Raw genomic sequence first — 25,834 nt, 5'->3', positions numbered from 1 at the left:
CGGCGCTGTTATCGGCAATCTCGTTCAGTTATTTAATTTTGCGGGTCAGACGGCGGCGGCTGGTTGGTCGCCTCGCCGCAAAAAGGCGGTGGGCGGCCGCCTGCTGTTGCTTACTTCGTCACACTCACGTCAATGCCAGGAAAATATTTATCGGCCAGTTTTTTTACCGTGCCGTCGTCCTGAATTTTGGTAATGGCGGCGTCCAGTTCCTGTTTCAGCTTCGTATCCCCTTTGCGCAGGCCGAAACCGATGCCGGAACCCAGAATCGCGTCATCCTCCACCGCTTTACCGGCAAAGACGAAGCCTTTACCCTGCGGCTTGTCGAGGAAGCCCGACTGCCCGGCGGCAGACATCACCAGCGTTCCGTCAAGACGACCAGCGACCATATCGTTATAGACCTGATTCTGATCCTGATAGGAGGTCACGGTGACGCCCTGCGTCTCCCAGTGTTTTTTGGCGTAGGTCTCCTGTATAGAACCTTGCAGCACGCCAATATTTCTACCTTTCAGCGCCTCGGCGGTGGGCTGGAGCTTTTCGCCCTCTTTAACGATCAGCATGCTGGGAATACGATAAATCGGTTTGGTGAAGTCGATGCTTTTGGCGCGCGCTTCGGTGATATTCATCGCTGAGTTGATGGCGTCGAATTTCTTCGCCTGCAACGCCGGGATCAGCGCATCGAAGCTGCTTTCCACCCACTGGCAGTCAAAATTGCCGGTGGCGCAGATGGCCTTGCCCAGCTCAATGTCAAACCCTTCCAGTTCACCCTGCGCGTTGCGGCTCTCAAACGGCGCATACTGCGACTCCAGCCCGTAGCGCAGCGTCTGCGCCGCCAGCGCATGTACCGAACTCATCATTCCCAGCGCAAGAAATAGCGCGTTAAGCTTTTTCATTTTATTTTCCCCTGAGATTAACCCTTTACCCGACAGAGCGCTTCAGCGCCGCGCTCCAGGGTAACGTCGTCTTTAGCAAAAGAGAGACGAATCACGTTGTTATCGGTGCCGTCCATATAAAACGCCGAAAGCGGAATGGTGGCCACGCCGTGTTCAACGATAAGACGTTTTACCATCTCGCTGTCCGGTTCGTCACTGAAATGTCCATAGCTGGCTAAAACAAAAAAAGACCCCGCGCACGGCAGCAGCTTAAACGGCGAGTCCTGGAGTAATTTCACCAGACGATCGCGCTTCTGCTGATAGAAGCTCGGCAGCGACAGATAGTTCTGCGCATGCTGCAAATAGTGGGCAAAGCCAATCTGCATCGGCGTATCAGCCGCGTACATCATAAACTGGTGCACCTTGATCAACTCTTGCATCAGCTCGGCAGGCGCCAGGCAGTAACCGACGCGCCAGCCCGTGACGTGAAAGGTTTTGCCGAAGGAAGAGACAATCACGCTGCGCTGCGCCAGTTCCGGATGCGTCGCCATGCCACAATGCGCGCGGCCGTCAAACACAATATGTTCATAGACTTCGTCAGAGAGCACCACGATATCGGTGCCGCGCGTCAGCGCCGCCAGCTGCGCCAGATCCTCCGGCGTCAGCACCTGCGCGCTGGGATTGTGCGGCGTGTTGATAATAATCATGCGGGTGCGCGGCGTAAGCGCGGCACGCAGCTCATCCCAGTTAATGGCGTAATCGGGAAACTGCAGCTTCAGCCCGACCGGCGTTCCGCCCTGGAGTCGCACCACGGGCGCATAGCTGTCGAAAGCGGGTTCAAAGAAGATAACTTCGTCCCCCGCATTCACCAGCGCGGCGATCGCCATATAGATCCCCTGGCTGGCGCTGCCGCTGATCAACACTTCCGTGCCGGGATCGTAGTGCTGTCCGTAAAGCGCAGCCACTTTCGCCGCCAGCGCCTCTTTCAGCGCAGGCCAGCCGGTCATGGGCGCGTACTGATTATGCCCTTCGCGCATCGCGCGGCTTACCTCTTCCACCAGCAGCGGATCGCAGGGGAAGTTGGGCGCGCCCTGCGACAGGTTTATCGCGTTATGACGCGCCGAGAGCTGACCGATGACGCTAAAGATCGTGGTGCCGACATCAGGCAGTTTAGAGGTAAATTCAACGCTGCTTTTCATGGCTACAGGCTCCTGCGGTCGTGCATAAAAATGTGAATTAAGCTGTTTTCTATTCAACGGGCAGGCGCTTGAGTCGACAAGCGAATTGTTGTCATAATAGCTATGACAAAAATGCATAGCTGGAGCCGTTATGTCGCGTTCTTTGCCCCTCAATGCTGTTCACGCCTTTCTGGTGACCGCGCGCCATCTCAATCTGACGCGCGCGGCGGCGGAGCTTTGCATTACCCAGGGCGCGGTCAGTCGTAAGATTGCCGCGCTGGAGCAGTTTATGGGGTTTGCGCTGTTTGACCGACATGCCCGCGGCCTGCGCCTGACGCCGCAAGGCGCGGCGCTGCTGCCGGAGATGCGCCAGGGATTTGAGCAAATGACGCAGGCCGCCCATAAGGCGATGCGCCATAACGGCGCGATCCGGCTGAAGGCGCCGACCTGCGCCATGCGCTGGCTGGTGCCGCGCCTGGTGGCGCTGGAGCAGCAGCGGCCGGAGCTGCACGTCGCGCTCACCACGACGCTGGATCATCACGCTCAGCTGGAGGGCTTCGACGCCGCTATTCTGTACGGTTCGCCGCCGCCGGGGGCGCAGCATCTGTTTGACGAGGCGATTACGCCGGTCATGGCCGCCAGCGCCACTCCGCCTGCGACGCCAGAGGCGCTGACGGGCATGACCTTTCTGCATCCCACCGCCGACAGTCGCGACTGGCAGCTGTGGCTTCAGGCAGAGAACGTCGCGCTGACGATGACGCGCAATCAGCATTTCAGCACCATGGATCTGGCGATCAGCGCGGCAATACAGGGATTTGGCGTAACGGTGGCAGACATCAATCTGGTGGAGAGCGACCTGGCGAACGGTCGCCTGATCGCGCCCTTCGCCGGACGGGTGAAAACCGGGGCGGCATACAGTCTGCTGCAACGCTCGCCCCAGGATGCGCCGCCCTTTCTTGCGGAACTGGCGGCCTGGCTGTCAGATCATCAGAACGTCACCCAGTCGCCGCTCTTTTCCGCCGGGCGGGTATGAACGGCAACCGGCGTCGCGCGGCTGGCTGACGGCGCGACGTGCTCAGCGCCCTGGTGCGACGACAGACGGAACCGCGCAACCGACGCCTCCAGCGATTCGGTCTGACGCGCCAGCGCGGCGGCGGCGGCGGACACCTCCTCAACCAGCGAGGCGTTCTGCTGCGTCACGCTATCCATCTCGGTTACCGCGACGCCCACCTGCGAGATGCCTTTGCTCTGCTCTTCCGATGCGGCGGCGATCTGTTTCATGATGGCATCCACATCCTGCACCGATTTCAGAATATTGTGCATCGTCGCGCCGGTGTTGCTGACCAGTGCCGCGCCTTTATCCACGCGCTGTACGGAATCCTCGATCAGCGCGGCAATCTCTTTCGCGGCGCCGGCGCTGCGCTGCGCCAGGTTGCGCACCTCGCTGGCGACCACGGCGAATCCGCGACCCTGTTCTCCGGCACGGGCGGCTTCGACGGCCGCATTGAGCGCCAGAATATTCGTCTGGAATGCGATGCCGTTAATCACATTGGTAATTTCGGCAATCTTTTTCGAACTGCCGGAGATGCCGTTCATGGTGGTGACCACTTCGCTCACCAGCTGACCGCCCTGCTGCGCGGTGCCAGAGGCGGTTTCCGCCAGCAGGCTGGCCTGCCGCGCGTTATCGGCATTGAATTTCACCGTCGCCGTTAACTGCTCCATGCTGGCGGCGGTCTGCTCCAGCGCGGCCGCCTGCTCCTCGGTGCGCGAAGAGAGGTCGTTGTTGCCCGCTGAGATCTCCGCCGCGCCGCGCGCAATATTCTCTGTGCCGCTGCGAATCGCGCTCACCGCCTCGCGCAAACTGTCCTGCATCGCGCTGAGTAACGGAACCAGTTTGCCGACGCAGTTGCGGCCAAATGGCTCTACCGACTGGCTAAGGTCGCCTTTAGCAATCAGGGCGAAATGATCGCGAATGCGATCCAGCGGCTTAACCAGCATCGCCACCAGATAGCGATCGGTAAACAGCAGGATGAACAGCCCGACGATGACGGCCACCACCAGCGTGATTTTGGTCAGCGCGGTAAGATGATCCACCCTGACGCGCGTTTCATCCAGTTTGATCGCTGCCGCCTGGTTAAAGGTGTCGGCGCTGGCGCCAAAGGCGCGGCTCAGCGCAGGCGTAATCTCTTTTGCCTGCTGGCGGTAGGCTTCAAGGCTCTCCTGACGCGCTTTTTGCAGCTGCGGCGTTACCCCTTCATCCAGGAGTTTTTGCCAGTTGGCAATAACGCTGTCGACGATCTGCGGCTCCATCGGACCGGGCGCCATCTTTTTAAACTGCGCCAGCTGCTGCGTCATATTGTCCAGCGCCTGCTGTACCGGCTTCCACTCCGCGTCGCCCGGCTGCGCTCCGCTGGCTTTGCCTTCCATCACGCGCGACAGGCGCGTAATCACGCGAAAGTACTGGTCATTGCCTTTGCTTAAGGTGGTCATCTGGGCCACCAGATGACGATCGACGTCATTACCTGCGCTGAGCGCCCCTAACGAGTGCACGCTAAACCAGCCTACAGCACACCACAGCAGACAAAAAATGCCGAGGATCCAGAGCATTACAGTACGAATGGTAAAATTTTTTAAAATGCGCATAGCCAATTCCTTGACGGTGAAAACCGGGAAGGCCCGATAATCTCGGGCATATTGGCGTTATCGGCAGGGTTTCAGGAAGGTACAGCCTTTTTGTTAGCAAAAAAACTGCTGAATAGAGGCAGCGCTCTCTTGGTTAACCCGTTCATTTATAAGCACAGCTGAGGGATTAACTGGCGAAAAACTGGTTCAGATATATTAATAATTAGCCGTCAAAGCTTAACCATGTTTTTCATCATCAGACGAAACAGCCGCAGGCGCGCCCGCATAAAGTTACGCTTTAATACCAGCCGATCCTGACCCTTTTCACCAAACGACAGCGTCAGATCCTCGCCAGGATGCCAAGCCGGCCAGTTTATCTCTCCCTCCAGCCGATAGCTGAACTCTCCCGCGTCGCGCGCGAAGGCAAACCAGTAATCGGCCATGCGCTGCGAAAAAAGATAGTCCTCTTCAGTATAGGGGCGAGCGCTGTCGACGGGCTGCATCGCCGCCAGCGTATTGAGCGCATAGGGCACCTCGTTTCCATGCCAGGCGCCGTGCGGGTAGAGATCGCGCGACTGCCCGGAAACATAGTCGAACCAGTAACGCCAGCCCGGCATGCCGACGTTGTGCTGCGCCCGCATCAGCAGCCATGGCATAACGCTAAAGGCGAGATCGCGTGCCGCCGCCCGTCCAAGCAACCGATCGTCGTGAATATCGTACAGCCACTTAAGCAGCCGATAGCTCAGCGGCCTGCTGCTCCGCAGCTCACGCATCACCTGCGCGGTATCGACATTGAAGTACTCCAGCACGCTGGCCTCGTCGCTGTTGCTGCCTGCCATTAGCGGGAGTCGATGCTGGCGCGCCGTCATAAAGGTGGTCAGCATGGACTGCGGCAGCACCGCATCGCCCACCACCGGCACCGGTCCCTGCGTCAGCGGATGCTCAAGCGGCCAGAAGGCGTCGGCAGGCAGGGCCCGCAGCTGTTCGGCGGTCGCATTGCGCAGGCCAAAATGGGCCGCGACCTCTTCGCCCTGACGCAGCGCCGCCTTACGCGGCTTGTCGGGCAGGCTATAGGCGCTCTGCACAATGCCTTTGTGAAACAGTCCTTCAGCCAGCGGCGAGCAGCAGAGCGACAGGACGCTGCGTGCGCCGGAGGATTCGCCAAAAAGAGTGACGTTGTCACGATCGCCGCCAAACGCCGGGATATTGCGCTGCACCCACTGGAGCGCTGCAATCTGATCGAGCAAGGCGAAATTGTTTACCACGTCACCGTCGCGATACTCCGCATCCAGCGCCGGATGAGCGAAAAAGCCCAGGTGGCCGAGGCGATAATTGACGGTCACTACAACGGCCCCTCGCGCCGCCAGCGGCTTGCCGCTATAGGGCGGCAGCGCGCCGGACCCCATCGCAAAGCCGCCGCCGTGCAGCCACACCATCACGGGCAGCGGCTTCGACGGCTCAATATCGGGTGTCCAGACGTTAAGATAGAGACAGTCTTCGCTAAGGGGACCGGGATCGCCTCCGCCCGCGATTTTACAGAGTTCGCGGTTCTGCCAGCTGGCTGCCCCGAAGTCGACGGCATCGCGCACGCCTTGCCAGGGCGCGACCGGCTGCGGCGCGCGCCAGCGTAGCGCGCCTACTGGCGCAGCGGCAAAGGGGATGCCTCTGAAGACAAAGAGATCATCATCCATACGCCCTCTTAGCTCACCTTCCGCGGTCATAAGGCGCAAAGGTTGTCTGTTTTTCATACCTGTTCCCTGATAAGGCGTTAACGCGCATTATCAGCAGGCTCTTCAGAAATTGTCCATGTTCTTAGTGCATTTGCAGAATATGCCGAATCGCTTCCGTTACGCTTCGCTGACCCCGCAGCGCGCCAGCGACAGCTGCTGTCGCGCCTGATAGAGCTGCATTTCATCCTGCACCGCCACGCCCAACGCTGATTCAAAATCGGCCCTGCTGGCGTTCCCCGCCGAACGAGCCTGCGCCCGATCGCCCAGGTTGGACTGAAAGATCCCCGCCGCGCTGACCGGCAGAAAATCTTCGTACACGATGGGTTCGGCGAGAATGCGCCCTTGCTCAATCAGCGACGTCAGGGATTCGCCCGGCTGCGGCGGTTGCGCTTCGCCCTGCGCGCTCAGACGATAGTCAAACCAGGCGAGCTGCTGCTCGCGCAGGCTGCGTTCGTCATCGGGAAAGGCGCGAAATACCTCTGCCAGATGCTGCTGGTGCTGCTGGTTATCGACGCCTGTACCCGCCTCCGCCAGCAGACGATCGTAAAGCGCGCGCCCTTTTGGCGTCAGCGCCGCGCCGCGCTGTTCAATCTCGCCGAAGCGCGCGGTGTGGGTACCTGTCTCGCCCAGCGGAAAAATTACCGGCTCTTCCAGCGCCTTGAAGCTGGTCTGTCGTAGCAGAATCGGCACTCTGCGGCGCGGCGGCCCTTCAATCAGCGTCTTGGGTTCGATGCCGTAGTCGGGCATCAGCGCCTGCGCCCGGTCGATGTCCAGCGTGCGCGGCGTCAGATGATTGATATGACAGCCGGGGAAGCAAACCACATCGGCAACCAGTCGATGCTGCTGGCTCAGCGCCTGAAAGGTGGCGCGGTCCACGGTGCTCAGCGCATGCCAGCGGAACGTCTCCAGCGCCTCTTTAACAAAGATTTCGGCGTCCGCGTCACTCAGTCCGCCCTGCTGCTGCTGCTGCGCAATCAGCGCCCGGCAGCGCGGCGTAAAAATATCGCGCTGCGCCAGCACAGCGGCCGCTTTGTCGCGCAGCTGAGGATCGGCGATCAGCTCCAGCCGCAGCAAAGAGGTAAAGATGCGGAAAGGATTGCGGCGCAGCGCCTCGTCGCTGACCGGACGAAACGCGGTAGAGTGAACAGGGACGCCCGCCTGCGAGAGATCGTAATAGCCGACCGGCTCCATGCCCATCACCGCGAACATCTGACGCAGCATCGACAGCTCCTGCGCCGTGCCGACGCGAATCGCGCCGTGCCGCTCCAGGCTAAGCCGCTCCAGCTCATCGGCATTGTGCAGCCGGGCCTCAAGCGCAGGGTTATCGACCAGGGTGCTTTCGTTTACATGCTGCACCAGCGTCATCAGCGTGCCGTACTGCGGCACTTCCTGCTGATACATCGCGGACATTGCCTGAGAGAAGCGCGTACGAATAGCGTCCGCGCTGAGGAAGTGACCCATATTTCCTGCTCCTGTCATGAACGACGTTGCTGCTACTGTAAAGCAACGCGTCTTCAGCAGGCGAAAAAGTTATGGATTTGTGATCGGCTTAAAGCCGAAACGATTTTTCAGCAGCAGCATCAGGGTCGTCAGCAGCGCCGGGATCGCCAGCAGCACGAAGATCAGGCTGAACGACCAGCCGAGCGACAGCATTTCCGCTCCGACAAAGGCGCTGAGAATAGCGCCGACGCGCCCCACGCCGTGCATCCAGCTGGAGCCGGTCGCGCGCGCATGGGTCGGATAGTAACTGGCCGACAGCGCGTTCATACCGGTATTGGCGCCGTTGAAGCAGAAGCCGCTGCAAAACGCGATGGCGCTCATGATGCCCACCTCCGCCGGAGAGAAACCCAGGGCCACAATCGCCAGGCCGCCGCAAAAATAGATGGCCGCCAGCGCCAGGTTCGCATTAAAACGATCCATCAGCCAGCCAGCAAACAGCGAACCCAGCGTGCCCCCTGCCTGATACATGGCGGTGATCACCGCCGCCTCGGTGACGGACATGCCCAGCGTATTGATCAGCGACGGCAGCCAGCTGCCGATCAGATAAACCAGAAAAAGCCCCATAAAGTAGCCGCCCCACAGCATCAGACTGCCGAACAGATAGCGAGATGAGACTACGGTCGTCATCGCGCCCTGCGTGACAGGCGCGGTTTCCCTGGCGTGAAACGCGCTATCGGGACGGGTTGCGCCTGGCAGCATACGTTCGAGAATCGCGTGGATGCGAGAGGCAGGCGCGCGGCGGCTGATCAGAAAACGCACCGATTCAGGCAGCCCACGCACTAAAAAGGGCACCATCACCAGCGGCAGTATTCCGCCCAGCAGCATGACGGCGTGCCAGCTGTAGCGCGGCAGCAGCCAGGAAGCGGCAAAGCCTCCACTGGCCGCGCCGAAAGTGAAGCCGCAGAACACGACAGTGATAATAAAAGCGCGGCGGCGTTCGGGCGCATATTCTGCGACCAGCGTTCCGACGTTGGGCATGGCAGCGCCCAGCCCAAGCCCGGTGAGAAAACGAAACAGCATCATCTGTTCGACGTTGCCTGCCAGCGCGGTGGCCAGCGTCCACAGCCCGAAGAAGAAGACGCTGAGAATAATCATCATGCGACGCCCGTAGCGGTCTGCCAGCGGACCCGCCAGCATTGCGCCCAGCGCCAGCCCTACCAGCGCGGCGCTGATCACCAGACCAAGCTGATGGTTGGTCACGCCCCAGCTCGCCTTGAGCGTCGGCGCGATAAAGCCCATTAGCGCAATGTCCATGCCGTCCAGGGCCACCACAATAAAGCAAAGCGCGATCAGGCGCTTTTGCCATCGGCTTAGCTCTGACTGATTGATTAACTGGCGAACGTCCACCGCCTCGACGCTGGTCACTGCGATCTCCTCACTACGCTCTCTGGATGAGGCATCAGTTTTGGTAAAAAAAACGGCAGCTATAATAGCCCATCGTTAACAATATGGCGTCTGATTTTTATATGATATTGAGAATTATTCAACATCAATCCGTTAAACTGTTGAAAAACCGTGGCCTGCCAGTCCGCCATGCAAAGTGATAACACCGCGCCTGAAATAAAAGTGTCGGGTTATCAACCACAAAGCCTTTTCACCTCACTTTGTTAATGATATTTTGCAACAAAGTTAACAAAACCCAGCTTTACTGGTTGATGTACCGGGCTAAAACTCATTAAGTTGGCGGAATGGAAAAAAATATCCTTTTCAATCAGCGCATTCGCTTGCGTCATCTTCATACCTTTGTTGCCGTGGCGCAACAGGGCACTTTGGGGCGGGCGGCGGAAACGCTCAATCTGAGCCAGCCCGCGCTGTCGAAAACTCTTAATGAACTGGAAGAGTTAACGGGCGTTCGGCTGTTTGAGCGCGGCCGACTGGGCGCACAGCTCACTACCATGGGCGAACAGTTTTTGATCCATGCGGTAAAAGTGCTGGATGCGCTCAACCATGCAGGTCAAAGTTTTACGCTTCCTGTCTCCACGCGGCCGGTAGTGATCCGGCTCGGCGCGCTGACGACGGCGGCGATGGGCATGCTGCCGCAAATCCTCGATCGGTTTCATCAGCAGCAGCCGCACACTACCGTTCAGGTGGCGACGCTGCATAACAATGTCCTGCTGGCCGGACTGCGCGCCGGCGAATTTGATATCGGTATCGGCCGCATGGCCGACAGCGAAATGATGGCGGGTCTGACCTATGAACTCTTGTTTCTGGAGTCGCTAAAGCTGGTGGTTCGTCCGGAGCACCCGCTTTTAAGTGACAACGTCACCTTATCCCGCGCCATGCAGTGGCCGGTGGTGATCTCTCCTGAAGGCACGGCGCCGCGCCGTATCGCTCAGCAGATGCTGGATGAACAGGGATGCGCCCTGCCCAGCACCTGCGTAGAAACCTCGTCAACCTCGCTGGCGCGCCAGCTGGCGCTGCGCTATGACTATGTGTGGTTTGTGCCTTCCGGCGCCATTAAAGAAGACCTGGCGCACCATGCGCTGTGCGCCCTGCCCATCAATTCCACCGGACCGGGCGAACCGGTCGGCATCATTACCCGTACCGCCAGTACGCTCAGTCTCAGTGCCGAAATCCTGATGGCGACGATCCGCAAGTCGCCTGACTAACGGCTGCGCTTGGCGTGACGTTCGCGGTTATCCAGCCGCGCTTTGTCCGTTTTGCGCAGACCGATATAAAGCGCGCCCGCCCCGCCATGCTGCGGCTGCGACACGCAAAATGTCTGAACATCGTCAAACTGACGCAGCCAGCGCGCCAGGTAGCTGCGCACGATATTGGCGTGGGATTCGTTATTACGCCCCTTACCATGAATGATCAGCAGGTTTCGCAGCCCGTCCTTGCGCGCCTGCATCATAAAACTGAAAACGGCCTGACGGCATGTCTCGACGGGCTGGCGCAGCAGATTCAGACTAGCGTCCAGCTTGTACTCTCCTTTACGCAGCTTCTCCAGCACGCCCTGCTGGATGCCATCGGCTTTATATTCCAGCGGCGTGGTCAGGGGAACAATATCAAGGTAGCCGCGCGTCAAAAAGTTCTCATTCTCCGCTTCCGCCTCAGGTCGACGCGGCGCTTTGGTTGAAGGCGATTTTAGCCAGAGCGTACTGGCCGTATCTTTTAATGGAGTGACATCACCCATGGCATCCCGAAACAGGTCTTCATCGTCAAGGTTCATGGAATTTTCTCACGCCAGATAAACATTACAGAGACCCACCGGGCCATACTCATGCAATAGTAGCAAAGGGCAAAAACAGTGCGCCAGTGATTGATAGACCCTGGCGCCTGCTGAAAAAACACCCATCTGAATCAAAAAATATGGAAACTTTTCGTGCCATTTGCCAAAAGTGTGACCTGAAGGGCTTGATATAGCGCGGTTCCGCGCCCTGTCTGACATCCCTACACTTTGCAGGGCTAAAACTGCTCGGACAAGTTCACTTCAGCGCAAAAAATGTTAAAATTGACCCCAGTCAATAATCGTCGAGCGTACAATATGATCACTGAAAAACGCACCATTCGCCGTATTCAGTCAGGTGGCTGTGCCATTCACTGTCAGGATTGCAGCATTAGCCAGCTGTGTATTCCCTTCACCCTGAACGAGCATGAGCTGGATCAGCTCGACAATATTATCGAGCGTAAAAAACCGATCCAGAAAGGTCAGACGCTGTTCAAAGCCGGCGACGACCTTAAATCGCTTTACGCTATTCGCTCCGGCACCATTAAAAGCTACACCATCACTGAACAGGGCGATGAGCAGATCACCGGTTTTCATCTGGCGGGCGATCTGGTGGGTTTCGACGCCATTATGAGCGGCAACCATCCCAGCTTCGCTCAGGCGCTGGAAACCGCGATGGTGTGTGAGATTCCATTTGAAACGCTGGACGATTTATCGGGCAAAATGCCCGCTCTGCGTCAGCAAATGATGCGTTTAATGAGCGGCGAAATTAAAGGCGATCAGGATATGATCCTGCTGCTCTCCAAGAAAAACGCTGAAGAGCGGCTGGCCGCGTTTATCTGGAATCTTTCCCGTCGTTTCGGCCAGCGCGGCTTCTCGCAGCGGGAATTCCGTCTGACCATGACGCGCGGCGACATCGGCAACTACCTCGGCCTGACCGTTGAAACCATCAGCCGTCTGCTGGGGCGTTTTCAGAAATCCGGCATGCTGGCGGTGAAAGGCAAATATATCACTATCGAAAATCACGATCTGCTTTCTGAGCTGGCCGGTCAGAGCGTTCAGGCTGCTTAATTAATTGGTCTCCTAATCATTAGAGTTGCAGGTATGTGCGCAACATCCCTGCAACTCTGACTACCGCCCTTTATTTGTTAGTTTATTGATCCCACAGTAACTTTTCCGCTTCTTCCTGCTCTTAACTTAGGCTATCTTTAAACCAGTCCGCGTTGGTTTAAGGAGTTATTCCCTATGTCTCGCTACCAAAATATTCTGGTTGCTATCGACTCACAGCAAGACGATCAGCCTGCGCTGCGACGCGCGGTTTACCTCAATCAGCGTATCGGCGGCAAAATTAAGGCCTATCTGCCGATTTATGACTTCTCCTATGAGATGACCACGCTGCTGTCGCCTGATGAGCGTTCTTCTATGCGTCAAGGCGTTATCAGCCAGCGCACCGAATGGATCCGCGAGCAGGCGCGCGCCTATCTGGAAGCAGGCGTAGAAATTGAAATCAAGGTGGTGTGGCATAACCGCCCCTATGAGGCGATTATCCAGGAAGTGCTGGCGCACGGACACGATCTGGTGCTGAAAATGGCGCATCAGCACGACAGACTGGAAGCGGTGATCTTCACCCCGACCGACTGGCATCTGCTGCGTAAATGTCCCTGCCCGGTCTGGATGGTGAAAGATCAGCCCTGGCCGGAAGGCGGTAAAGCGGTAGTGGCCGTCAATCTGGCCAGCGAAGAGCCGCACCATGACGAGCTGAATCAAAAACTCATTCGTGAAACCACGCTGCTGGCAGAGATGGTAAACCACACCGAAGTGCATCTGGTGGGCGCTTACCCCATCACGCCGATCAATATTGCTATTGAGCTGCCTGATTTTGACCCCAGCGTCTATAACGATGCGATTCGCGGCCAGCATCTGGTGGCCATGAAAGCCCTGCGGCAGAAGTTTTCTATTCGCGAGGAGTTTACCCACGTCGCCAAGGGACTGCCTGAAGAGGTGATCCCTGACATCGCCAGTCAGCTCAGCGCAGGGATTGTCGTGCTGGGCACCATTGGCCGCACCGGCCTGTCAGCAGCATTCCTCGGCAATACGGCGGAACAGGTTATCGATCATTTGCGCTGCGATCTGCTGGCAATTAAACCTGATGACTTTAATTCGCCCGTGTCGCTGGACGATGATGAAGAGGACGATGACGAATAAATAAGGGCGGCCGAGTGGCCGCCCTTATTGTTACAACGCTTTCAGTATCCCTTCCACGCTGGCTTTGGCATCGCCAAACAGCATCTGCGTATTCTCTTTAAAGAACAGCGGATTCTGTACGCCCGCATAGCCGGTGTTCATGGAACGCTTAAACACAATGACGTTCTGCGCTTTCCACACTTCCAGCACGGGCATCCCAGCGATAGGGCTGCGCGGATCGTCCTGCGCTGCCGGGTTAACGGTGTCGTTGGCGCCAATAACCAGCACGGTATCGGTGTCGGAGAAATCATCATTGATCTCATCCATCTCCAGCACCACGTCATAAGGCACTTTCGCCTCTGCCAGCAGCACATTCATATGCCCCGGCAGGCGACCGGCGACCGGGTGAATGCCGAAGCGAACCTTGATGCCGCGCGCGCGCAGTTTTTCGGTAATTTCCGCCACTGGATACTGGGCCTGCGCCACGGCCATGCCGTAGCCCGGCGTGATAATCACCGAGGAAGAGTGCTTCAGCAGCTCAGCGGTCTCCTCCGCGCTGATTTCGCGATGTTCGCCCGCCTCATCGCTTTCGTCGCCTGTACTGCTGTCGGTACCAAAGCCGCCCGCGATAACGCTAATAAATGAGCGATTCATCGCCTTACACATAATGTAAGAGAGGATGGCGCCTGAAGAGCCAACCAGCGCGCCCGTTACGATCAGCAGGTCATTGCTCAGCATAAAGCCCGCCGCCGCCGCCGCCCAGCCTGAGTAGGAGTTGAGCATAGAGACTACCACCGGCATATCCGCGCCGCCGATAGAGGCCACCAGATGCCAGCCAAACGCCAGCGCAATCAGCGTCATCAGCAGCAGCGCGAACACCTGCGCGCCAGTGCTGTCGGTGCGGACAAACCACAGCAGCAGCAGGAATGACACCACCAGCGCCAGCAGGTTGAGCTTGTGACGATGCGGCAGCATAAGCGGACGCGATGAGATCTTGCCGCGCAGCTTGCCGAAAGCCACCACCGAGCCGGTAAAGGTCACGGCACCGATAAAGATGCCGAGGAACACCTCGGTCAGGTGAATATTTTCCATCACCGCAGGCAGGCCAGGCGCATGAGCGATGTAGCTGTTAAAGCCCACCAGCACGGCAGCCAGACCGACAAAGCTGTGCAGAATCGCCACCAGCTCAGGCATTTCGGTCATTTCGACCTTTTGCGCCAGCCGAATGCCGATTGCTCCGCCGATAACCATCGCCAGTAAAATCCAGGCGACATTGCCGCTGTCAGGACCAAAAATAGTCGCCAGCAGCGCCAGCGCCATCCCGCTAATGCCGAACAGATTCCCCCGTTTCGAGGTTTCATGTTTCGAAAGTCCAGCCAGGCTGAAAATAAAGAGAATAGCGGCAACAATGTATGCCGCAGTAACTAATCCGCCAGACATCTGCTACCCCTTACGAAACATTTTCAGCATGCGCTGGGTGACGGTGAAGCCACCGAAAATATTGATGCTGGCGATCAGCACCGCGATAAACGAGATAAAGGTGACCCAGCCGCCCTGTCCCATCTGTAGTACCGCGCCGACCACAATAATGCCGGATATGGCGTTGGTCACGGACATCAAAGGCGTATGCAGCGCATGGCTGACGTTCCACACCACGTAGTAGCCCACCACGCAGGCAAGCGCAAATACGGTGAAATGCGACAGGAACTCGGCTGGCGCAACGTTAGCCAGACAGGCGAACAAGACAATCGCCAGCGCCAGCAGCAGATATTTGCGCCACGTCGGGGCGGGCGCTGCGGCCTCTTTTGCTACCGGCTGCGCCGCTGGAGACGCGGCTTTCGGCGCGGCGGAGACCTGAATCGGCGGCGCAGGCCAGGTGATGTCGCCGTCGCGGATCACGGTTACGCCGCGCACCACCACATCGTCGAAATCCACGCTGATTTCACCGTTCTTCTCTTTGCACAGCAGCTTCATCAGGTTCACCAGATTGGTGCCGTACAGCTGGGAAGACTGGGTGGGCAAGCGGCTGGGCAGATCGGTATAGCCGATGATCTTCACGCCGTTGTCCGTTACGGTAACGCGATCGGCCACGGTCAGTTCGCAGTTGCCGCCGGTTTGCGCCGCCAGATCGACAATCACGCTGCCGGGTTTCATGCTGGCGACCATTTCAGCGGTGATCAGCTTCGGCGCCGGTTTGCCGGGGATCAGCGCCGTGGTGACGATGATGTCCACCTCTTTCGCCTGAGCGGCGAACAGCGCCATCTCCGCCTTAATAAAGGCGTCGGACATCACTTTGGCATATCCGTCGCCGCTGCCTGCTTCCTCTTCAAAATCCAGCTCAAGGAACTCGGCCCCCATACTCTGGACCTGCTCTTTCACTTCCGGACGGGTATCGAAGGCGCGCACAATGGCGCCCAGGCTGCCCGCCGCGCCAATCGCCGCCAGACCGGCGACGCCCGCGCCGATCACCATAACCTTGGCCGGCGGCACTTTGCCTGCCGCCGTGATCTGGCCGGTAAAGAAGCGGCCAAATTCATGCGCGGCTTCGACGATGGCGCGATAACCCGCAATGTTCGCCATAGAACTTAACGCATCCAGCGACTGCGCGCGGGAAATACGCGGCACCGCATCCATTGCCATCACGGTGACGTTGCGCGCGGCCAGCTTTTCCAGCAGCGCGGCATTTTGCGCAGGCCAGACAAAGCTTACCAGCGTGCTGCCCGCGCGCATTAACGCGATCTCGTCATCCTCAGGCGCATTGACCTTCATAATGACATCCGACTGCCAGATCTGCTGGCTGTCGCTAATACTGGCGCCAGCGGCGACAAAACTTTCGTCATCAAAACTGGCGCGTTTGCCTGCATCGTGCTCAACGGCAACGCTGAAACCCAGTTTGATAAGCTGCTCAACGGTTTTTGGCGTCGCTGCCACGCGCGCCTCGTTGGGCAACCGCTCTTTGGGTATTCCAATTAACATATTCATCCCTTTCATCGGTTGATGATGGCCTGTCGACTGCATAGCGACACAGCGCCCGAAACAGGGTTTCAGGCGCTTATGAACGAAATGCACATGTATCAAAGTATTTATAACCTACTGAAAATATGAACAGCGATCTACATCCAGAGCCTGTACTTATGACATTCACACAATTATTCAGCGTCATAACAAAAAAGCTGCGCTTAGCCACTGCCAAACAGGACGTTTAAAATATTTTCTGCTGAGCAAAATCGTGTCACGGCGCAGATCTGGTTAATAAAAACCTTTATTTAACAATGTATTAACTGTTTAAGCACTAAGGGTTACCACATTCAGCGATAACCAGGTTAAATAATCGTCTTTATTCCACTGCCTGACCCGGTAGCGAATTTAGCTGTCAATTTCTCAGGATTTGTCGCATAAATTGGCTGCGACAGCCTGTTTATAACATGCAATAATCAGCGGCTAATCTGTTATACATCAAGAGTCCAGCACGTTTTCGTACTCATTTTTGCGTAAGGCGAAGGATCATTTTTATGAAGCTGAAGAACACCATTCTGGCGTCAACCTTGTTATCCCTGCTGACGGCCAACGCGTTTGCCGCGCAGGAACTGACGCCGGAAAAAGCGGCCGAGTTGAAACCATTCGAACGTATTAACGTCACCGGCCGTTTCAACGCCATTGGCGACGCAGCCGACGCCGTCTCGAAACGTGCGGATGAGCTGGGCGCGGCCTCTTACTTTATTCAGGGCATCAACGACAGCAACGGCAACAGCGGCAACTGGCGCGTGACCGCCGATCTCTATAAAGCCGATGCGCCCAAAGCCAGCGACGACACTACCTATCGCGTCATCAACGGGGTAAAAGAGCTGCCAAAAGCCGAAGCCTATCGACTGGAGCCTTTTGATACCGTTAGCGTCAGCGGCTTCTTTGGCAGCCAGCCGGATGTTAACGACGCCGTGAGTAAAGCAGCGAAGGAAAAAGGCGCCGCCTCTTTCTATATCGTGCGTCAGGTTGACGCCAATAACGGCGGCAACCAGTACGTCACCGCCTATGTGTATAAAGCCGATGCGAAAGAGCGCAAAGTGCAAAGCCCGAACCTGATCCCGGCGGATTCAGATGCAGGCAAGGCCGCGCTGGCGGCAGGCGGCGAAGCGGCAAAACGCGTCGAAATTCCGGGCGTTGCCTCGTCTGAGACCCCCAGCAGCAACGTCGGCCGTTTCTTCGAAACGCAAAGCTCTACCGGCCAGCGCTACACCGTGAATCTGCCGAACGGCAAATCGATTCAGGAAGTAAACGCGATTACCGCCGCGCAGATGCAACCGTTTGACAGCGTCACCTTTACCGGCCACTTCGGCACGCCGACAGAGATCTCTGAAGAAGTCGCCAAGCGCGCCGCGGATAAAGGGGCCAAGTACTATCACGTCACGCGTCAGTGGCAGAACCAGAGCGGTGGTAACCTGACCGTTACGGCGGATCTGTTCAAGTAATCTCTCTCAGGGCGGCGCTCGCCGCCCTGCTGTTTGCATTATCCCTTCACAATTTTGCATAACCACGCATTGCCATCCCTTTTCGCACTCCGTAGAATCTTCGCCCTGCTTTTAGCTGAATCCGTCATATAAAAACCAAACGGCGCGGTTAAATGCGTCGTTCAGAACATAATCCAGCCACTTGTGCTAGCAGGAAGGGTATTTTGGAGAAAAAATTAGGTCTTAGCGCGCTTACGGCGCTGGTGCTCAGCTCAATGCTGGGCGCAGGCGTGTTTAGCTTGCCGCAGAATATGGCAGCCGTCGCCGGACCGGCAGCGCTGCTGACTGGCTGGATGATTACCGGCGCGGGCATTCTGTTGCTGGCGCTGGCGATGCTGCTGCTCACAAGGCTCAGGCCGGATCTGGACGGCGGCATCTTTACCTATGCCCGCGCAGGTTTCGGTGAGCTGCTCGGCTTTTGCTCCGCCTGGGGCTACTGGCTGTGCGCAGTCATCGCCAATGTCTCTTATCTGGTGATCGTCTTCTCTGCGCTGAGCTTTTTTACGGACACCCCCGAACGCGTGGTGTTCGGCGACGGCAACACCTGGCAGGCGATGCTGGGCGCGTCGGTGCTGCTGTGGCTGGTGCACTTTCTGGTTTTGCGCGGCGTACAAACCGCAGCCAGCATCAACCTGCTGGCCACGCTGGGAAAACTGGTGCCGCTGCTGCTGTTTGTGGTGCTGGCGATCGCCGCCTTTAACTATGACCAGTTCCATTTTGATTTTTCGGGCCTCACGCTCGGCCAGCCGCTCTGGGAGCAGGTCAAACAGACCATGCTGATTACCCTGTGGGTGTTTATCGGCGTCGAGGGCGCGGTCGTAGTGTCGGCACGCGCGCGTCATAAAAAGGATGTGGGCCGCGCCACGCTGCTGGCGGTGCTGGCGGCGCTGCTGGTCTATTTGCTGGTGACGCTGCTGTCGCTGGGCATCATTCCTCGCGCCGAGCTGGCGCAGATGCGTAACCCGTCTATGGCCGGTCTGATGACGCGCCTGATTGGGCACTGGGGCGATGCGGTTATCGCGGGCGGGCTGATTCTGTCCGTGTGCGGCGCCTACCTCAGCTGGACGATTATGGCCGCCGAGGTGCCCTTTATCGCCGCGCAACAGGGCGCGTTTCCGCGCAGCATTGCGCGCCAGAATGCGCGCAGCGCGCCGGTCGCGTCGCTGTGGCTGACCAATGGCAGCGTGCAGCTCTGTCTGATTCTGATTGCCCTGACCCACGCCGATTACAATACTCTGCTCACCATCGCCTCGGAGATGATCCTGGTCCCTTATCTGCTGGTGGGGCTGTATCTGGTGAAGCTGACGCGCGGCAAAGGGCAGCCGCTGGCGCTGGCGACGGGCGTGGGCGCCAGTCTGTACGGGCTGTGGTTGCTCTATGCTTCAGGACCGCTGCATTTGCTGCTGTCGGTGGTGCTCTATGCGCCGGGTCTGCTGCTGTTTCTGTTCGCGCGTCGCGGCGGACGAGGCGACATCGCGCTGACCCAGCTTGAGCGCATCGCTATTGGTTTGCTGATGGCGGCTTCGCTGCCCGCTATGTGGCAGCTGATGGTTTAGTGTGACTGTTCAGGGATAACCACGCACAGCAGGTCATCCTGCTGTGTCAGGCTGAGCGGCTTACGATATTCCTGATGGATCGCCTCCAGCTGCTGCGCCGAGAGTGGATAAGGCAGCTGGATGTCAAAATGCGTGATGTGCTGCTGTTCGGCCAGAGTAATCAGACGCGCAATATTGATCTCGTCGCTGACCTGGGTGGAGATGATTTGTAATGCCAGCTCTTTCAGGTGTTCGTCGCTCGCCTGGACGCTGTGAGCCGAGGATTTGCGGGTTACCATGCCGAAAATCGGCATCACGCCATAAATGGCGTCAACAAAACTCCAGCGTTTTTTGCAAGAGGCGGAGAGAAAATCGCTGTAGTTGAAGCAGATGCGGTCACTGTATATGGCTGAAGCCAGCTCTTTATCAGACACCCTCGCACTCCCCCTGTTTTTTCATTACGGTTCAGAACCTTGCTTAAACGCACAAACAATGATGGCACATTTTGCCTTACAGATACCAGTGACCTAAGGATATTTCGTGCGGTGGCATAGTGCTCAGGACCGGGAAAAGTTATGCTGCTCGTCAGGCTAATTTGTCACTGTGGATTATGAACAAAATTGTTTTTGTTGAAGATGAACCGGAAGTCGGTTCACTGATTGCCGCCTATCTGGGCCGCCATGATATTGAGGTGATTGTCGAAATGCGCGGCGATCGCGCCGAAGCGGTGATTGCCGCTGAAAAGCCGGACCTGGTGATGCTGGATATTATGCTGCCCGGCAAAGACGGCATGACCCTGTGTCGCGATCTGCGCACGCACTGGCAGGGACCGATCGTGCTGCTGACCTCGCTCGACAGCGATATGAACCATATTCTGGCGCTGGAGATGGGGGCGCAGGACTATATCCTCAAAACCACCCCGCCTGCGGTGCTGCTGGCGCGGCTGCGGCTGCATCTGCGCCAGGCGCAGCAGGGGCAAAGCGATGAACTGCCGACGCCTGTCGCCGCGCAAAAACAGAAGCTGCTGCGCTTTGGCTCCCTGAGCATTGACGCGCTGAATCGCGAGGTCACGCTGTTCGGCGAGCAGATCACGCTCTCGACCGCCGACTTCGATCTGCTGTGGGAGCTGGCCAGTCACGCCGGACAGATCCTTAACCGCGACGCGCTGCTGAAAACCCTGCGCGGCGTCAGCTACGATGGCCTGGATCGCAGTATTGACGTGGCCATCTCCCGGCTGCGTAAAAAACTGCATGACAGCGCGACCGAACCGTTTCGCATTAAAACCATCCGCAATAAAGGCTACCTGTTTGCGCCGCAGGCGTGGGACACCCAGGCATGAGAAAGTTGTTTATCCAGTTCTATCTGCTGCTGTTCGTCTGTTTTCTGGTAATGGCGCTGCTGGTCGGCCTGGTGTATAAATTTACCGCCGAGCGCGCCGGGCGCCAGTCGATGAACGACCTGATGGCGAGTTCGCTCTATCTGATCCGTAGCGAACTGCGTGAAATTCCGCCGCGCGACTGGAACAAGACGATTAAGAGCCTCGATCTGGGCCTGTCGTTCGACCTGCATATTGAGCCAATGAGCAAGTACCAGCTCGATGAACCCGATATGCGCCGCCTGCGCGCAGGCGAAATCGTGGCGCTGGATGACCAGTACACCTTCCTGCAGCATATTCCGCGCAGCCACTATGTGCTTTCCGTCGGCCCGATCCCCTACCTCTTCTATCTGCATCAGATGCGGCTGCTGGATATTGCGCTGCTGGTGTTTATCGGCATGTCGCTGGCCCTGCCGGTGTTTATCTGGATGCGTCCGCACTGGAAAGAGATGCAGCGTCTGGAAATTGCGGCGCAGCGCTTTGGCCGCGGAGAGCTGGACGTGCGCACCCATTTCGACAATACCTCCAGCCTGTTCCGCTTAGGCATCGCTTTTAACCAGATGGCCGACAACATCAACACGCTGGTGGCCAGTAAAAAGCAGCTGATCGACGGCATCGCGCATGAACTGCGCACCCCGCTGGTGCGACTGCGCTATCGGCTGGAGATGAGCGACAACCTCAGCGCGGGGGAGTCCGCCGCCATCAACCGCGATATTGGTCAGCTGGAGAGCCTGATTGAAGAGCTGCTGACCTACGCGCGCCTCGATCGTCCGCGCGTCGATCTTAACCTGACGTCTTTCGACCTGGCGAACTGGCTGCGTGAACACGTCAACGACGTGCGCGCCCTTAATCCGCAAACCCAGATCGATCTCGATCTGCCGCAGCGCGACAACCACGGCGTGTCGGACAGCCGTCTGATGGAGCGCGTGCTGGATAATCTGATTAACAATGCCCTGCGCTACGCCGGCCAGCGACTGCGCGTCAGCCTGTGGTTTGACGGCGCGCTGGGCTGCCTGCAGGTCGAGGATGACGGTCCCGGCATTCCGGTCGAAGAGCGCGAACGCGTGTTCGAACCCTTTGTGCGGCTCGATCCCAGCCGCGACCGCGCCACCGGCGGCTGCGGTCTGGGACTGGCTATCGTGCACTCTATTGCTCAGGCGCTGGGCGGCCGCGTCAGCATCGAAAGCAGCCCGCTGGGCGGGGCAAGCGTTCGCTTTTGCTGGCCGGTTGATTTACCCTTGCGTGAACTTTCCGCGCGATAAATCTTCACAAGGAGCTTCTGGTGACTACAGCTTATCAACAACTTAGCGCTACTTTTCAGCGCCTCTCCCGATTCGGCCATCTGATGGCGGTGGCGGGCTGGGACATGCAAACCATGATGCCTGCGGGCGGCAGCCAGGCGCGCGGCGAAGCGCTGGCGGAAATGGGCGTGCTGCGCCATGAAATCCTGACCGATCCCCGCGTCGGCGATCTGCTTAAAGAGGCCGCGCAGGCCGATCTCAACGATGTAGAGCGCGCTAACCTGCATGAGATGCAGCGCGCCTGGCAGCAGGCTTCGCTGCTGCCCGCCTCGCTGGTGGAGGCGAAGTCGCTGGCCGGTTCGCGCTGTGAACACGCCTGGCGCGAGCAGCGTCCGGCTAACGACTGGCAGGGTTTTGCCGCCAACCTGAAAGAGGTGGTGCGCCTGAGCCGTGAGGAGGCGCGGCTGCGCGCCGAGGCGAACGGGACCTCACGCTATGACGCCCTGCTGGATTTGTACGAACCCGGCATGACCAGCGCAAAGCTGGATGAAACCTTTGGCGAACTGAAGAGCTGGCTGCCTGAACTGCTTCAGCGGGTAGTGGAAAAACAGGCGCAGGAAAAAACCGAACAGCCGCAGGGTCCCTTTGCCATCGCCGCGCAGCGCGAGCTGGGTCTGAGCGTCATGGAGACGCTGGGCTTTGACTTCCGTCACGGCCGCCTCGACGTCAGCGCTCATCCCTTCTGCGGCGGCGTGCCGGAGGATGTACGCATCACCACGCGCTATAACCAGCATGAGTTTCTTAGCGCGCTGATGGGCGTCATCCATGAAACCGGCCATGCGCGCTATGAGCAGGGTCTGCCGCAGCAGTGGCGCAATCAGCCCGTAGGCCTGGCGCGTTCCACCGCGATCCACGAGTCGCAAAGCCTGTTTATGGAGATGCAGCTGGGCCGCAGTCCCGAGTTTTTGCAGCGCATCTTACCGCAGGTCTGTGAAAAGCTGGGGGCGCAGCCGGCGCTGAATGCGGAAAACTTTGTGCGTCTGACGCAGCGCGTTAAGCCCGGCTTTATTCGCGTTGACGCCGATGAGCTGAGCTATCCGGCCCATGTGATTTTGCGCTTCGAGATCGAGCGCGCGCTGATTGAAGGCGATATTGAGGTCGATGACATCCCCGCGCTGTGGGATGAGAAGATGCAGCAGGCGCTGGGGCTGGATACGCGCGGCAACTACCGCGACGGCTGTATGCAGGATATTCACTGGACTGACGGCGCGTTCGGCTATTTCCCGACTTATACGCTGGGCGCCATGTATGCGGCGCAGCTCTTCCAGGCCGTGAAAAAAGCGCTGCCGGATCTCAGCGAGCGTCTCCAGCACGGCGAATTGCAGCCGGTATTTGACTGGCTTCAGCAAAACATCTGGCAGCACGGCAGCCGTTTTCCTACCGGGCAGCTGCTGATCAACGCCACGGGCGAAGCGCTGAACCCGCGCTATTTCCGCCAGCATCTTGAACAACGCTATCTGAACCGCTAGTCTGTGCGGCCCTTGCGGCCGCCCTTTTCTCCGTTTGTACAATCCGTTACACGCCGATACCAAACACCCACGGAAAGCTCTCCTCGACTCTCATATAGTCTCTTCACCGGCCCCGCAGTGGGCTACACATGAAAAAATGTTCGAGGAATTTGCAATGAAAAAATTGTTTGCACTGGTCATCGCCGCTGCTATGGGTCTCTCTTCTGTTGCTTTCGCGGCTGACACCACCGCTGCGCCTGCCGCTGCGCCGGCTGCGACCACCACTACCGCTGCGCCAGCTAAAACCGTGCACAAAACCGCGCACAAAAAACACAAAGCTGCTCAGAAAGCTCAGGCCGCTAAAAAGCACCACAAAGTAGCGAAGAAAGATGCCGCTCAGAAAGCGCAGGCCGCTAAAAAGCACCACAAAGCAGCGAAAAAAGATGCCGCTCAGAAAGCCCAGGCCGCTAAAAAGCATCACAAAGTAGCGAAGAAAGATGCCGCTCAGAAAGCGCAGGCAGCGAAAAAGCATCATAAAGTAGCGAAGAAAGCCGCTCCGCAGAAAGCGCAGGCCGCTAAAAAGCATCACAAAGCGTCTAAAAAAGCCGCTACAAAATAATTAAGGTCGCGCACCCGCGCCTTAACAAGCGTTGATTAATCTAAACACCCGGTTCTGCCGGGTGTTTCGTTACCGGAGTTGCGGAAATGGTGCGTCGCTATCGTTTTGAGATAATCTTGCTGGTGATGATCCTGTGCGGCGTCGTCGCAGCCTTCTTCTTTATTTAGTCGTTGTAGCGTGCTGATTACTCCAATAAATCTCCCTTTTTTAACGCTCACCGACTATAGTTATTGCGCACGCGTAATAACTATAACCACTTTTTAAATCTCGCCATTGAGAGACCTATGCGCCTGGCTATTTTGCTGTTGACTGGATTATTCTGTATCACCAATCTGGCCCACGCCGATGATAACGACGATGCGCCGAATCCCGATGAAATCAAAACGCTTTTTTTTGGCAAAGATCACCGTAAAGCCATTGAGGATGTCACTGCCTCGCCCTGGGACGCCATTGGTCAGCTGGAAACAGAGAGCGGCAATCTCTGTACCGCCACACTGATTTCTGCCCACCTTGCATTAACGGCGGGACACTGCCTGCTAACGCCGCCGGGCAAATTTGATAAGCCGGTGGCGCTGCGCTTTATGGCCAGCGATAGCGGCTGGCGCTATGAAATTCATGACATCGATGCGCGCGTGGAGCCTGGGCTGGCGCGCCGGTTAAAGGCGGATGGCGAAGGCTGGATTGTGCCGAGCGACGCCGCGCCCTACGACTACGGACTGATTATTCTGCGCAATCCGCCGTCGGCCATTAATCCTGTTCCGTTGTTCGACGGTTCGCGCGGCGATCTGACCGCCGCGCTGAAGGAGGCTGACCGTAAAGTGACGCAGGCGGGCTATCCGGAAGATCATCTTGATACGCTCTACTCGCACAGCGACTGTGTGATTACCGGCTGGGCGCAGCGCGCCGTGCTGTCGCATCAGTGCGATACGCTGCCGGGTGACAGCGGTTCGCCGCTGCTGTTGAAAAACAGTGACGGCTGGCAGGTGATTGCGGTGCAAAGCTCCGCCCCCGCCGCCAAAGATCGCTATCTGGCCGATAACCGCGCCATCGCGGTCACCTCTTTCCGCGATAAACTGGAAGCGCTGGCGCAGTAAAGCGTCCGCGACGTCAGCCAGAAAAGGCGCAGGCGTGGTCAGCCGCGCCTTTTTTCTTTCTGCGCGCCAGGTTCAGAAGCGATAGCCCACATTTAAGCTAAAGCCATTAATCGACATATCCTTACCCGCGACATCCAGACGTGAGCCTTCATAGCCTATATCCACGGCCAGATTCTCTACCGGATTGATTTGCAGACCTGCGCCGTACATCAGCGCGGTTTTGTTCTCACTGAGCGACGTCTCACCCATATAAACGTAGCGCCCTTCGTAATTATACCAGCCTTCCCGATAGTCAACTTTATTGTAATTTACGCCGAGCAAACCATAAGCGCTGATATATTGATTAATACGCCAGGCGGGTCCGGCAGCAAGGGAATAATATTTTACCTTTGCATGGCCGTCGAATATATCCATCGACGCTACCGTGGGAGTATAGTCGCCGCTGCCGCTCATATAAGTCAGCGAGCCAATAACGCTCAGCGGCGAATCCCACTCATAGCGGTATTTAAAGTTAACCCCTCGGATGTCCTTGAAATTCTGAATTTTACTTTGCGCATAGCCGAGACTAACGGTTTGTGTACTGGCATAAGCCCTGGCGCCTGTTCCCAGGGCAAGCAATATACAGCTCAGGAGTACAGTTTTATTCATCATCATCGTCCCTAATCAGTCAAATTATCCGGCGCGCTTTTCGCGCCGCCACGATTT

Annotated in this window: 23 protein-coding genes; 12 read left to right on the top strand and 11 right to left on the bottom strand. The window is 57.7% G+C overall.

Annotated features, from left to right (window positions below; all coding sequences use genetic code 11):
• Positions 1-110: 110 nt before the first annotated feature.
• Together BBB56_RS16730 and BBB56_RS16725 are read right to left on the bottom strand one after the other, a co-directional pair.
• On the bottom strand, positions 111-890 hold the full coding sequence (locus BBB56_RS16730; RefSeq protein ID WP_123802071.1) for a transporter substrate-binding domain-containing protein: 780 nt from the start codon (positions 888-890) through the stop codon (positions 111-113).
• 17 nt (positions 891-907) lie between these two features.
• The gene (locus BBB56_RS16725) at positions 908-2,068 is read right to left on the bottom strand and encodes a methionine aminotransferase (protein ID WP_233593051.1); all 1,161 of its coding nucleotides are present in this window, start codon (positions 2,066-2,068) and stop codon (positions 908-910) included.
• Between the two features lie 130 nt (positions 2,069-2,198).
• Between BBB56_RS16725 and BBB56_RS16720 the strand changes: the two genes are divergently transcribed.
• Positions 2,199-3,080, top strand: coding sequence for a LysR substrate-binding domain-containing protein (locus tag BBB56_RS16720; protein WP_123802069.1), 882 nt, complete (start codon positions 2,199-2,201; stop codon positions 3,078-3,080).
• Here BBB56_RS16720 and BBB56_RS16715 read toward each other — a convergent pair.
• The 4 genes from BBB56_RS16715 to BBB56_RS16700 all read right to left on the bottom strand — a co-directional run bounded on the left by BBB56_RS16715 (position 3,035) and on the right by BBB56_RS16700 (position 9,264).
• Positions 3,035-4,690, bottom strand: coding sequence for a methyl-accepting chemotaxis protein (locus BBB56_RS16715; RefSeq protein ID WP_123802068.1), 1,656 nt, complete (start codon positions 4,688-4,690; stop codon positions 3,035-3,037). The two genes, BBB56_RS16720 and BBB56_RS16715, sit on opposite strands and share 46 nt — an antisense overlap.
• 209 nt (positions 4,691-4,899) lie before the next feature.
• The gene (locus BBB56_RS16710; RefSeq protein ID WP_123802067.1) at positions 4,900-6,417 is read right to left on the bottom strand and encodes a carboxylesterase/lipase family protein; all 1,518 of its coding nucleotides are present in this window, start codon (positions 6,415-6,417) and stop codon (positions 4,900-4,902) included.
• Positions 6,418-6,516: 99 nt separating this feature from the next.
• Positions 6,517-7,860: a 2-oxoadipate dioxygenase/decarboxylase HglS gene (hglS, locus tag BBB56_RS16705; protein WP_123802066.1), complete on the bottom strand. Its 1,344-nt coding sequence runs from the start codon at positions 7,858-7,860 to the stop codon at positions 6,517-6,519.
• A gap of 69 nt (positions 7,861-7,929) precedes the next feature.
• Positions 7,930-9,264: an MFS transporter gene (locus BBB56_RS16700; protein WP_123802065.1), complete on the bottom strand. Its 1,335-nt coding sequence runs from the start codon at positions 9,262-9,264 to the stop codon at positions 7,930-7,932.
• A gap of 323 nt (positions 9,265-9,587) precedes the next feature.
• On the opposite strand from BBB56_RS16700, the gene BBB56_RS16695 reads away from it, so the two are divergent.
• A complete protein-coding gene (locus BBB56_RS16695) occupies positions 9,588-10,508 on the top strand; it encodes a LysR substrate-binding domain-containing protein (RefSeq protein ID WP_123802064.1) in 921 nt (306 codons plus the stop codon).
• Here BBB56_RS16695 and smrA read toward each other — a convergent pair.
• Complete coding sequence (gene smrA / locus BBB56_RS16690; protein ID WP_123802063.1) at positions 10,505-11,071, bottom strand: DNA endonuclease SmrA; 567 nt, start codon at positions 11,069-11,071, stop codon at positions 10,505-10,507. The genes BBB56_RS16695 and smrA overlap by 4 nt on opposite strands.
• A 315-nt stretch (positions 11,072-11,386) precedes the next feature.
• Between smrA and fnr the strand changes: the two genes are divergently transcribed.
• Both fnr and uspE read left to right on the top strand, forming a co-directional pair.
• Complete coding sequence (fnr, locus tag BBB56_RS16685; protein WP_123802062.1) at positions 11,387-12,139, top strand: fumarate/nitrate reduction transcriptional regulator Fnr; 753 nt, start codon at positions 11,387-11,389, stop codon at positions 12,137-12,139.
• Between the two features lie 174 nt (positions 12,140-12,313).
• Positions 12,314-13,273, top strand: a complete 960-nt coding sequence (gene uspE, locus BBB56_RS16680; RefSeq protein WP_123802061.1) for a universal stress protein UspE — start codon at positions 12,314-12,316, stop codon at positions 13,271-13,273.
• A 30-nt stretch (positions 13,274-13,303) separates the two neighbouring features.
• Here the strand turns inward: uspE and pntB are convergent, their stop codons facing one another.
• Positions 13,304-14,692, bottom strand: coding sequence for a Re/Si-specific NAD(P)(+) transhydrogenase subunit beta (gene pntB, locus BBB56_RS16675; RefSeq protein ID WP_123802060.1), 1,389 nt, complete (start codon positions 14,690-14,692; stop codon positions 13,304-13,306).
• 3 nt (positions 14,693-14,695) lie between these two features.
• A complete protein-coding gene (gene pntA / locus BBB56_RS16670) occupies positions 14,696-16,228 on the bottom strand; it encodes a Re/Si-specific NAD(P)(+) transhydrogenase subunit alpha (protein WP_123802059.1) in 1,533 nt (510 codons plus the stop codon).
• 536 nt (positions 16,229-16,764) lie between these two features.
• On the opposite strand from pntA, the gene ydgH reads away from it, so the two are divergent.
• Together ydgH and BBB56_RS16660 are read left to right on the top strand one after the other, a co-directional pair.
• Positions 16,765-17,718: a DUF1471 family protein YdgH gene (gene ydgH / locus BBB56_RS16665; RefSeq protein ID WP_123802058.1), complete on the top strand. Its 954-nt coding sequence runs from the start codon at positions 16,765-16,767 to the stop codon at positions 17,716-17,718.
• Positions 17,719-17,921: 203 nt separating this feature from the next.
• Complete coding sequence (locus tag BBB56_RS16660; RefSeq protein ID WP_123802057.1) at positions 17,922-19,313, top strand: basic amino acid/polyamine antiporter; 1,392 nt, start codon at positions 17,922-17,924, stop codon at positions 19,311-19,313.
• Here the strand turns inward: BBB56_RS16660 and BBB56_RS16655 are convergent.
• Positions 19,310-19,726, bottom strand: a complete 417-nt coding sequence (locus BBB56_RS16655) for a hypothetical protein (protein ID WP_123802056.1) — start codon at positions 19,724-19,726, stop codon at positions 19,310-19,312. The genes BBB56_RS16660 and BBB56_RS16655 overlap by 4 nt on opposite strands.
• Before the next feature lie 176 nt (positions 19,727-19,902).
• Here BBB56_RS16655 and rstA point away from each other — a divergent pair, with 176 nt between their 5' ends.
• The 6 genes from rstA to BBB56_RS16630 all read left to right on the top strand — a co-directional run bounded on the left by rstA (position 19,903) and on the right by BBB56_RS16630 (position 25,129).
• Positions 19,903-20,631 (top strand): two-component system response regulator RstA, encoded by a 729-nt coding sequence (rstA, locus tag BBB56_RS16650; RefSeq protein WP_123802055.1) that lies wholly within the window; start codon positions 19,903-19,905, stop codon positions 20,629-20,631.
• Entirely contained in the window at positions 20,628-21,929 is a 1,302-nt protein-coding gene (gene rstB, locus BBB56_RS16645) for a two-component system sensor histidine kinase RstB (RefSeq protein WP_123802054.1), read from the top strand. The genes rstA and rstB overlap by 4 nt, the downstream gene beginning before the upstream one ends.
• A 20-nt stretch (positions 21,930-21,949) precedes the next feature.
• Positions 21,950-23,437, top strand: a complete 1,488-nt coding sequence (locus tag BBB56_RS16640; RefSeq protein ID WP_123802053.1) for a carboxypeptidase M32 — start codon at positions 21,950-21,952, stop codon at positions 23,435-23,437.
• Positions 23,438-23,591: 154 nt separating this feature from the next.
• The gene (asr, locus tag BBB56_RS16635) at positions 23,592-24,035 is read left to right on the top strand and encodes an acid resistance repetitive basic protein Asr (protein ID WP_123802126.1); all 444 of its coding nucleotides are present in this window, start codon (positions 23,592-23,594) and stop codon (positions 24,033-24,035) included.
• A gap of 86 nt (positions 24,036-24,121) precedes the next feature.
• A complete protein-coding gene (gene ydgU / locus BBB56_RS24060; RefSeq protein WP_456238497.1) occupies positions 24,122-24,202 on the top strand; it encodes a small membrane protein YdgU in 81 nt (26 codons plus the stop codon).
• Positions 24,203-24,319: 117 nt separating this feature from the next.
• On the top strand, positions 24,320-25,129 hold the full coding sequence (locus BBB56_RS16630) for a trypsin-like serine peptidase (RefSeq protein WP_123802052.1): 810 nt from the start codon (positions 24,320-24,322) through the stop codon (positions 25,127-25,129).
• A 72-nt stretch (positions 25,130-25,201) separates the two neighbouring features.
• On the opposite strand, the gene BBB56_RS16625 is transcribed toward BBB56_RS16630, so the two are convergent.
• A complete protein-coding gene (locus BBB56_RS16625) occupies positions 25,202-25,777 on the bottom strand; it encodes an Ail/Lom family outer membrane beta-barrel protein (RefSeq protein WP_123802051.1) in 576 nt (191 codons plus the stop codon).
• Between the last annotated feature and the right edge of the window lie 57 nt (positions 25,778-25,834).

This window comes from Candidatus Pantoea deserta (genome assembly GCF_003813865.1).
Taxonomy (GTDB): domain Bacteria; phylum Pseudomonadota; class Gammaproteobacteria; order Enterobacterales; family Enterobacteriaceae; genus Pantoea; species Pantoea deserta.
Note: the sequence above shows the minus strand (reverse complement) of the source record. Positions and strands in the feature narration are given on the sequence as shown.

Coding starts and splice junctions, on each gene's coding strand:
- rstA (WP_123802055.1), top strand. CDS start 19,903: ATGAACAAAATTGTTTTTGTTGAAGATGAACCGGAAGTCGGTTCACTG.
- pntA (WP_123802059.1), bottom strand. CDS start 16,228: ATGTTAATTGGAATACCCAAAGAGCGGTTGCCCAACGAGGCGCGCGTG.
- BBB56_RS16730 (WP_123802071.1), bottom strand. CDS start 890: ATGAAAAAGCTTAACGCGCTATTTCTTGCGCTGGGAATGATGAGTTCG.
- BBB56_RS16725 (WP_233593051.1), bottom strand. CDS start 2,068: ATGAAAAGCAGCGTTGAATTTACCTCTAAACTGCCTGATGTCGGCACC.
- BBB56_RS16720 (WP_123802069.1), top strand. CDS start 2,199: ATGTCGCGTTCTTTGCCCCTCAATGCTGTTCACGCCTTTCTGGTGACC.
- BBB56_RS16715 (WP_123802068.1), bottom strand. CDS start 4,690: ATGCGCATTTTAAAAAATTTTACCATTCGTACTGTAATGCTCTGGATC.
- pntB (WP_123802060.1), bottom strand. CDS start 14,692: ATGTCTGGCGGATTAGTTACTGCGGCATACATTGTTGCCGCTATTCTC.
- BBB56_RS16710 (WP_123802067.1), bottom strand. CDS start 6,417: ATGAAAAACAGACAACCTTTGCGCCTTATGACCGCGGAAGGTGAGCTA.
- uspE (WP_123802061.1), top strand. CDS start 12,314: ATGTCTCGCTACCAAAATATTCTGGTTGCTATCGACTCACAGCAAGAC.
- BBB56_RS16695 (WP_123802064.1), top strand. CDS start 9,588: ATGGAAAAAAATATCCTTTTCAATCAGCGCATTCGCTTGCGTCATCTT.
- fnr (WP_123802062.1), top strand. CDS start 11,387: ATGATCACTGAAAAACGCACCATTCGCCGTATTCAGTCAGGTGGCTGT.
- BBB56_RS16630 (WP_123802052.1), top strand. CDS start 24,320: ATGCGCCTGGCTATTTTGCTGTTGACTGGATTATTCTGTATCACCAAT.
- smrA (WP_123802063.1), bottom strand. CDS start 11,071: ATGAACCTTGACGATGAAGACCTGTTTCGGGATGCCATGGGTGATGTC.
- BBB56_RS16625 (WP_123802051.1), bottom strand. CDS start 25,777: ATGAATAAAACTGTACTCCTGAGCTGTATATTGCTTGCCCTGGGAACA.
- ydgU (WP_456238497.1), top strand. CDS start 24,122: ATGGTGCGTCGCTATCGTTTTGAGATAATCTTGCTGGTGATGATCCTG.
- rstB (WP_123802054.1), top strand. CDS start 20,628: ATGAGAAAGTTGTTTATCCAGTTCTATCTGCTGCTGTTCGTCTGTTTT.
- hglS (WP_123802066.1), bottom strand. CDS start 7,860: ATGGGTCACTTCCTCAGCGCGGACGCTATTCGTACGCGCTTCTCTCAG.
- asr (WP_123802126.1), top strand. CDS start 23,592: ATGAAAAAATTGTTTGCACTGGTCATCGCCGCTGCTATGGGTCTCTCT.
- ydgH (WP_123802058.1), top strand. CDS start 16,765: ATGAAGCTGAAGAACACCATTCTGGCGTCAACCTTGTTATCCCTGCTG.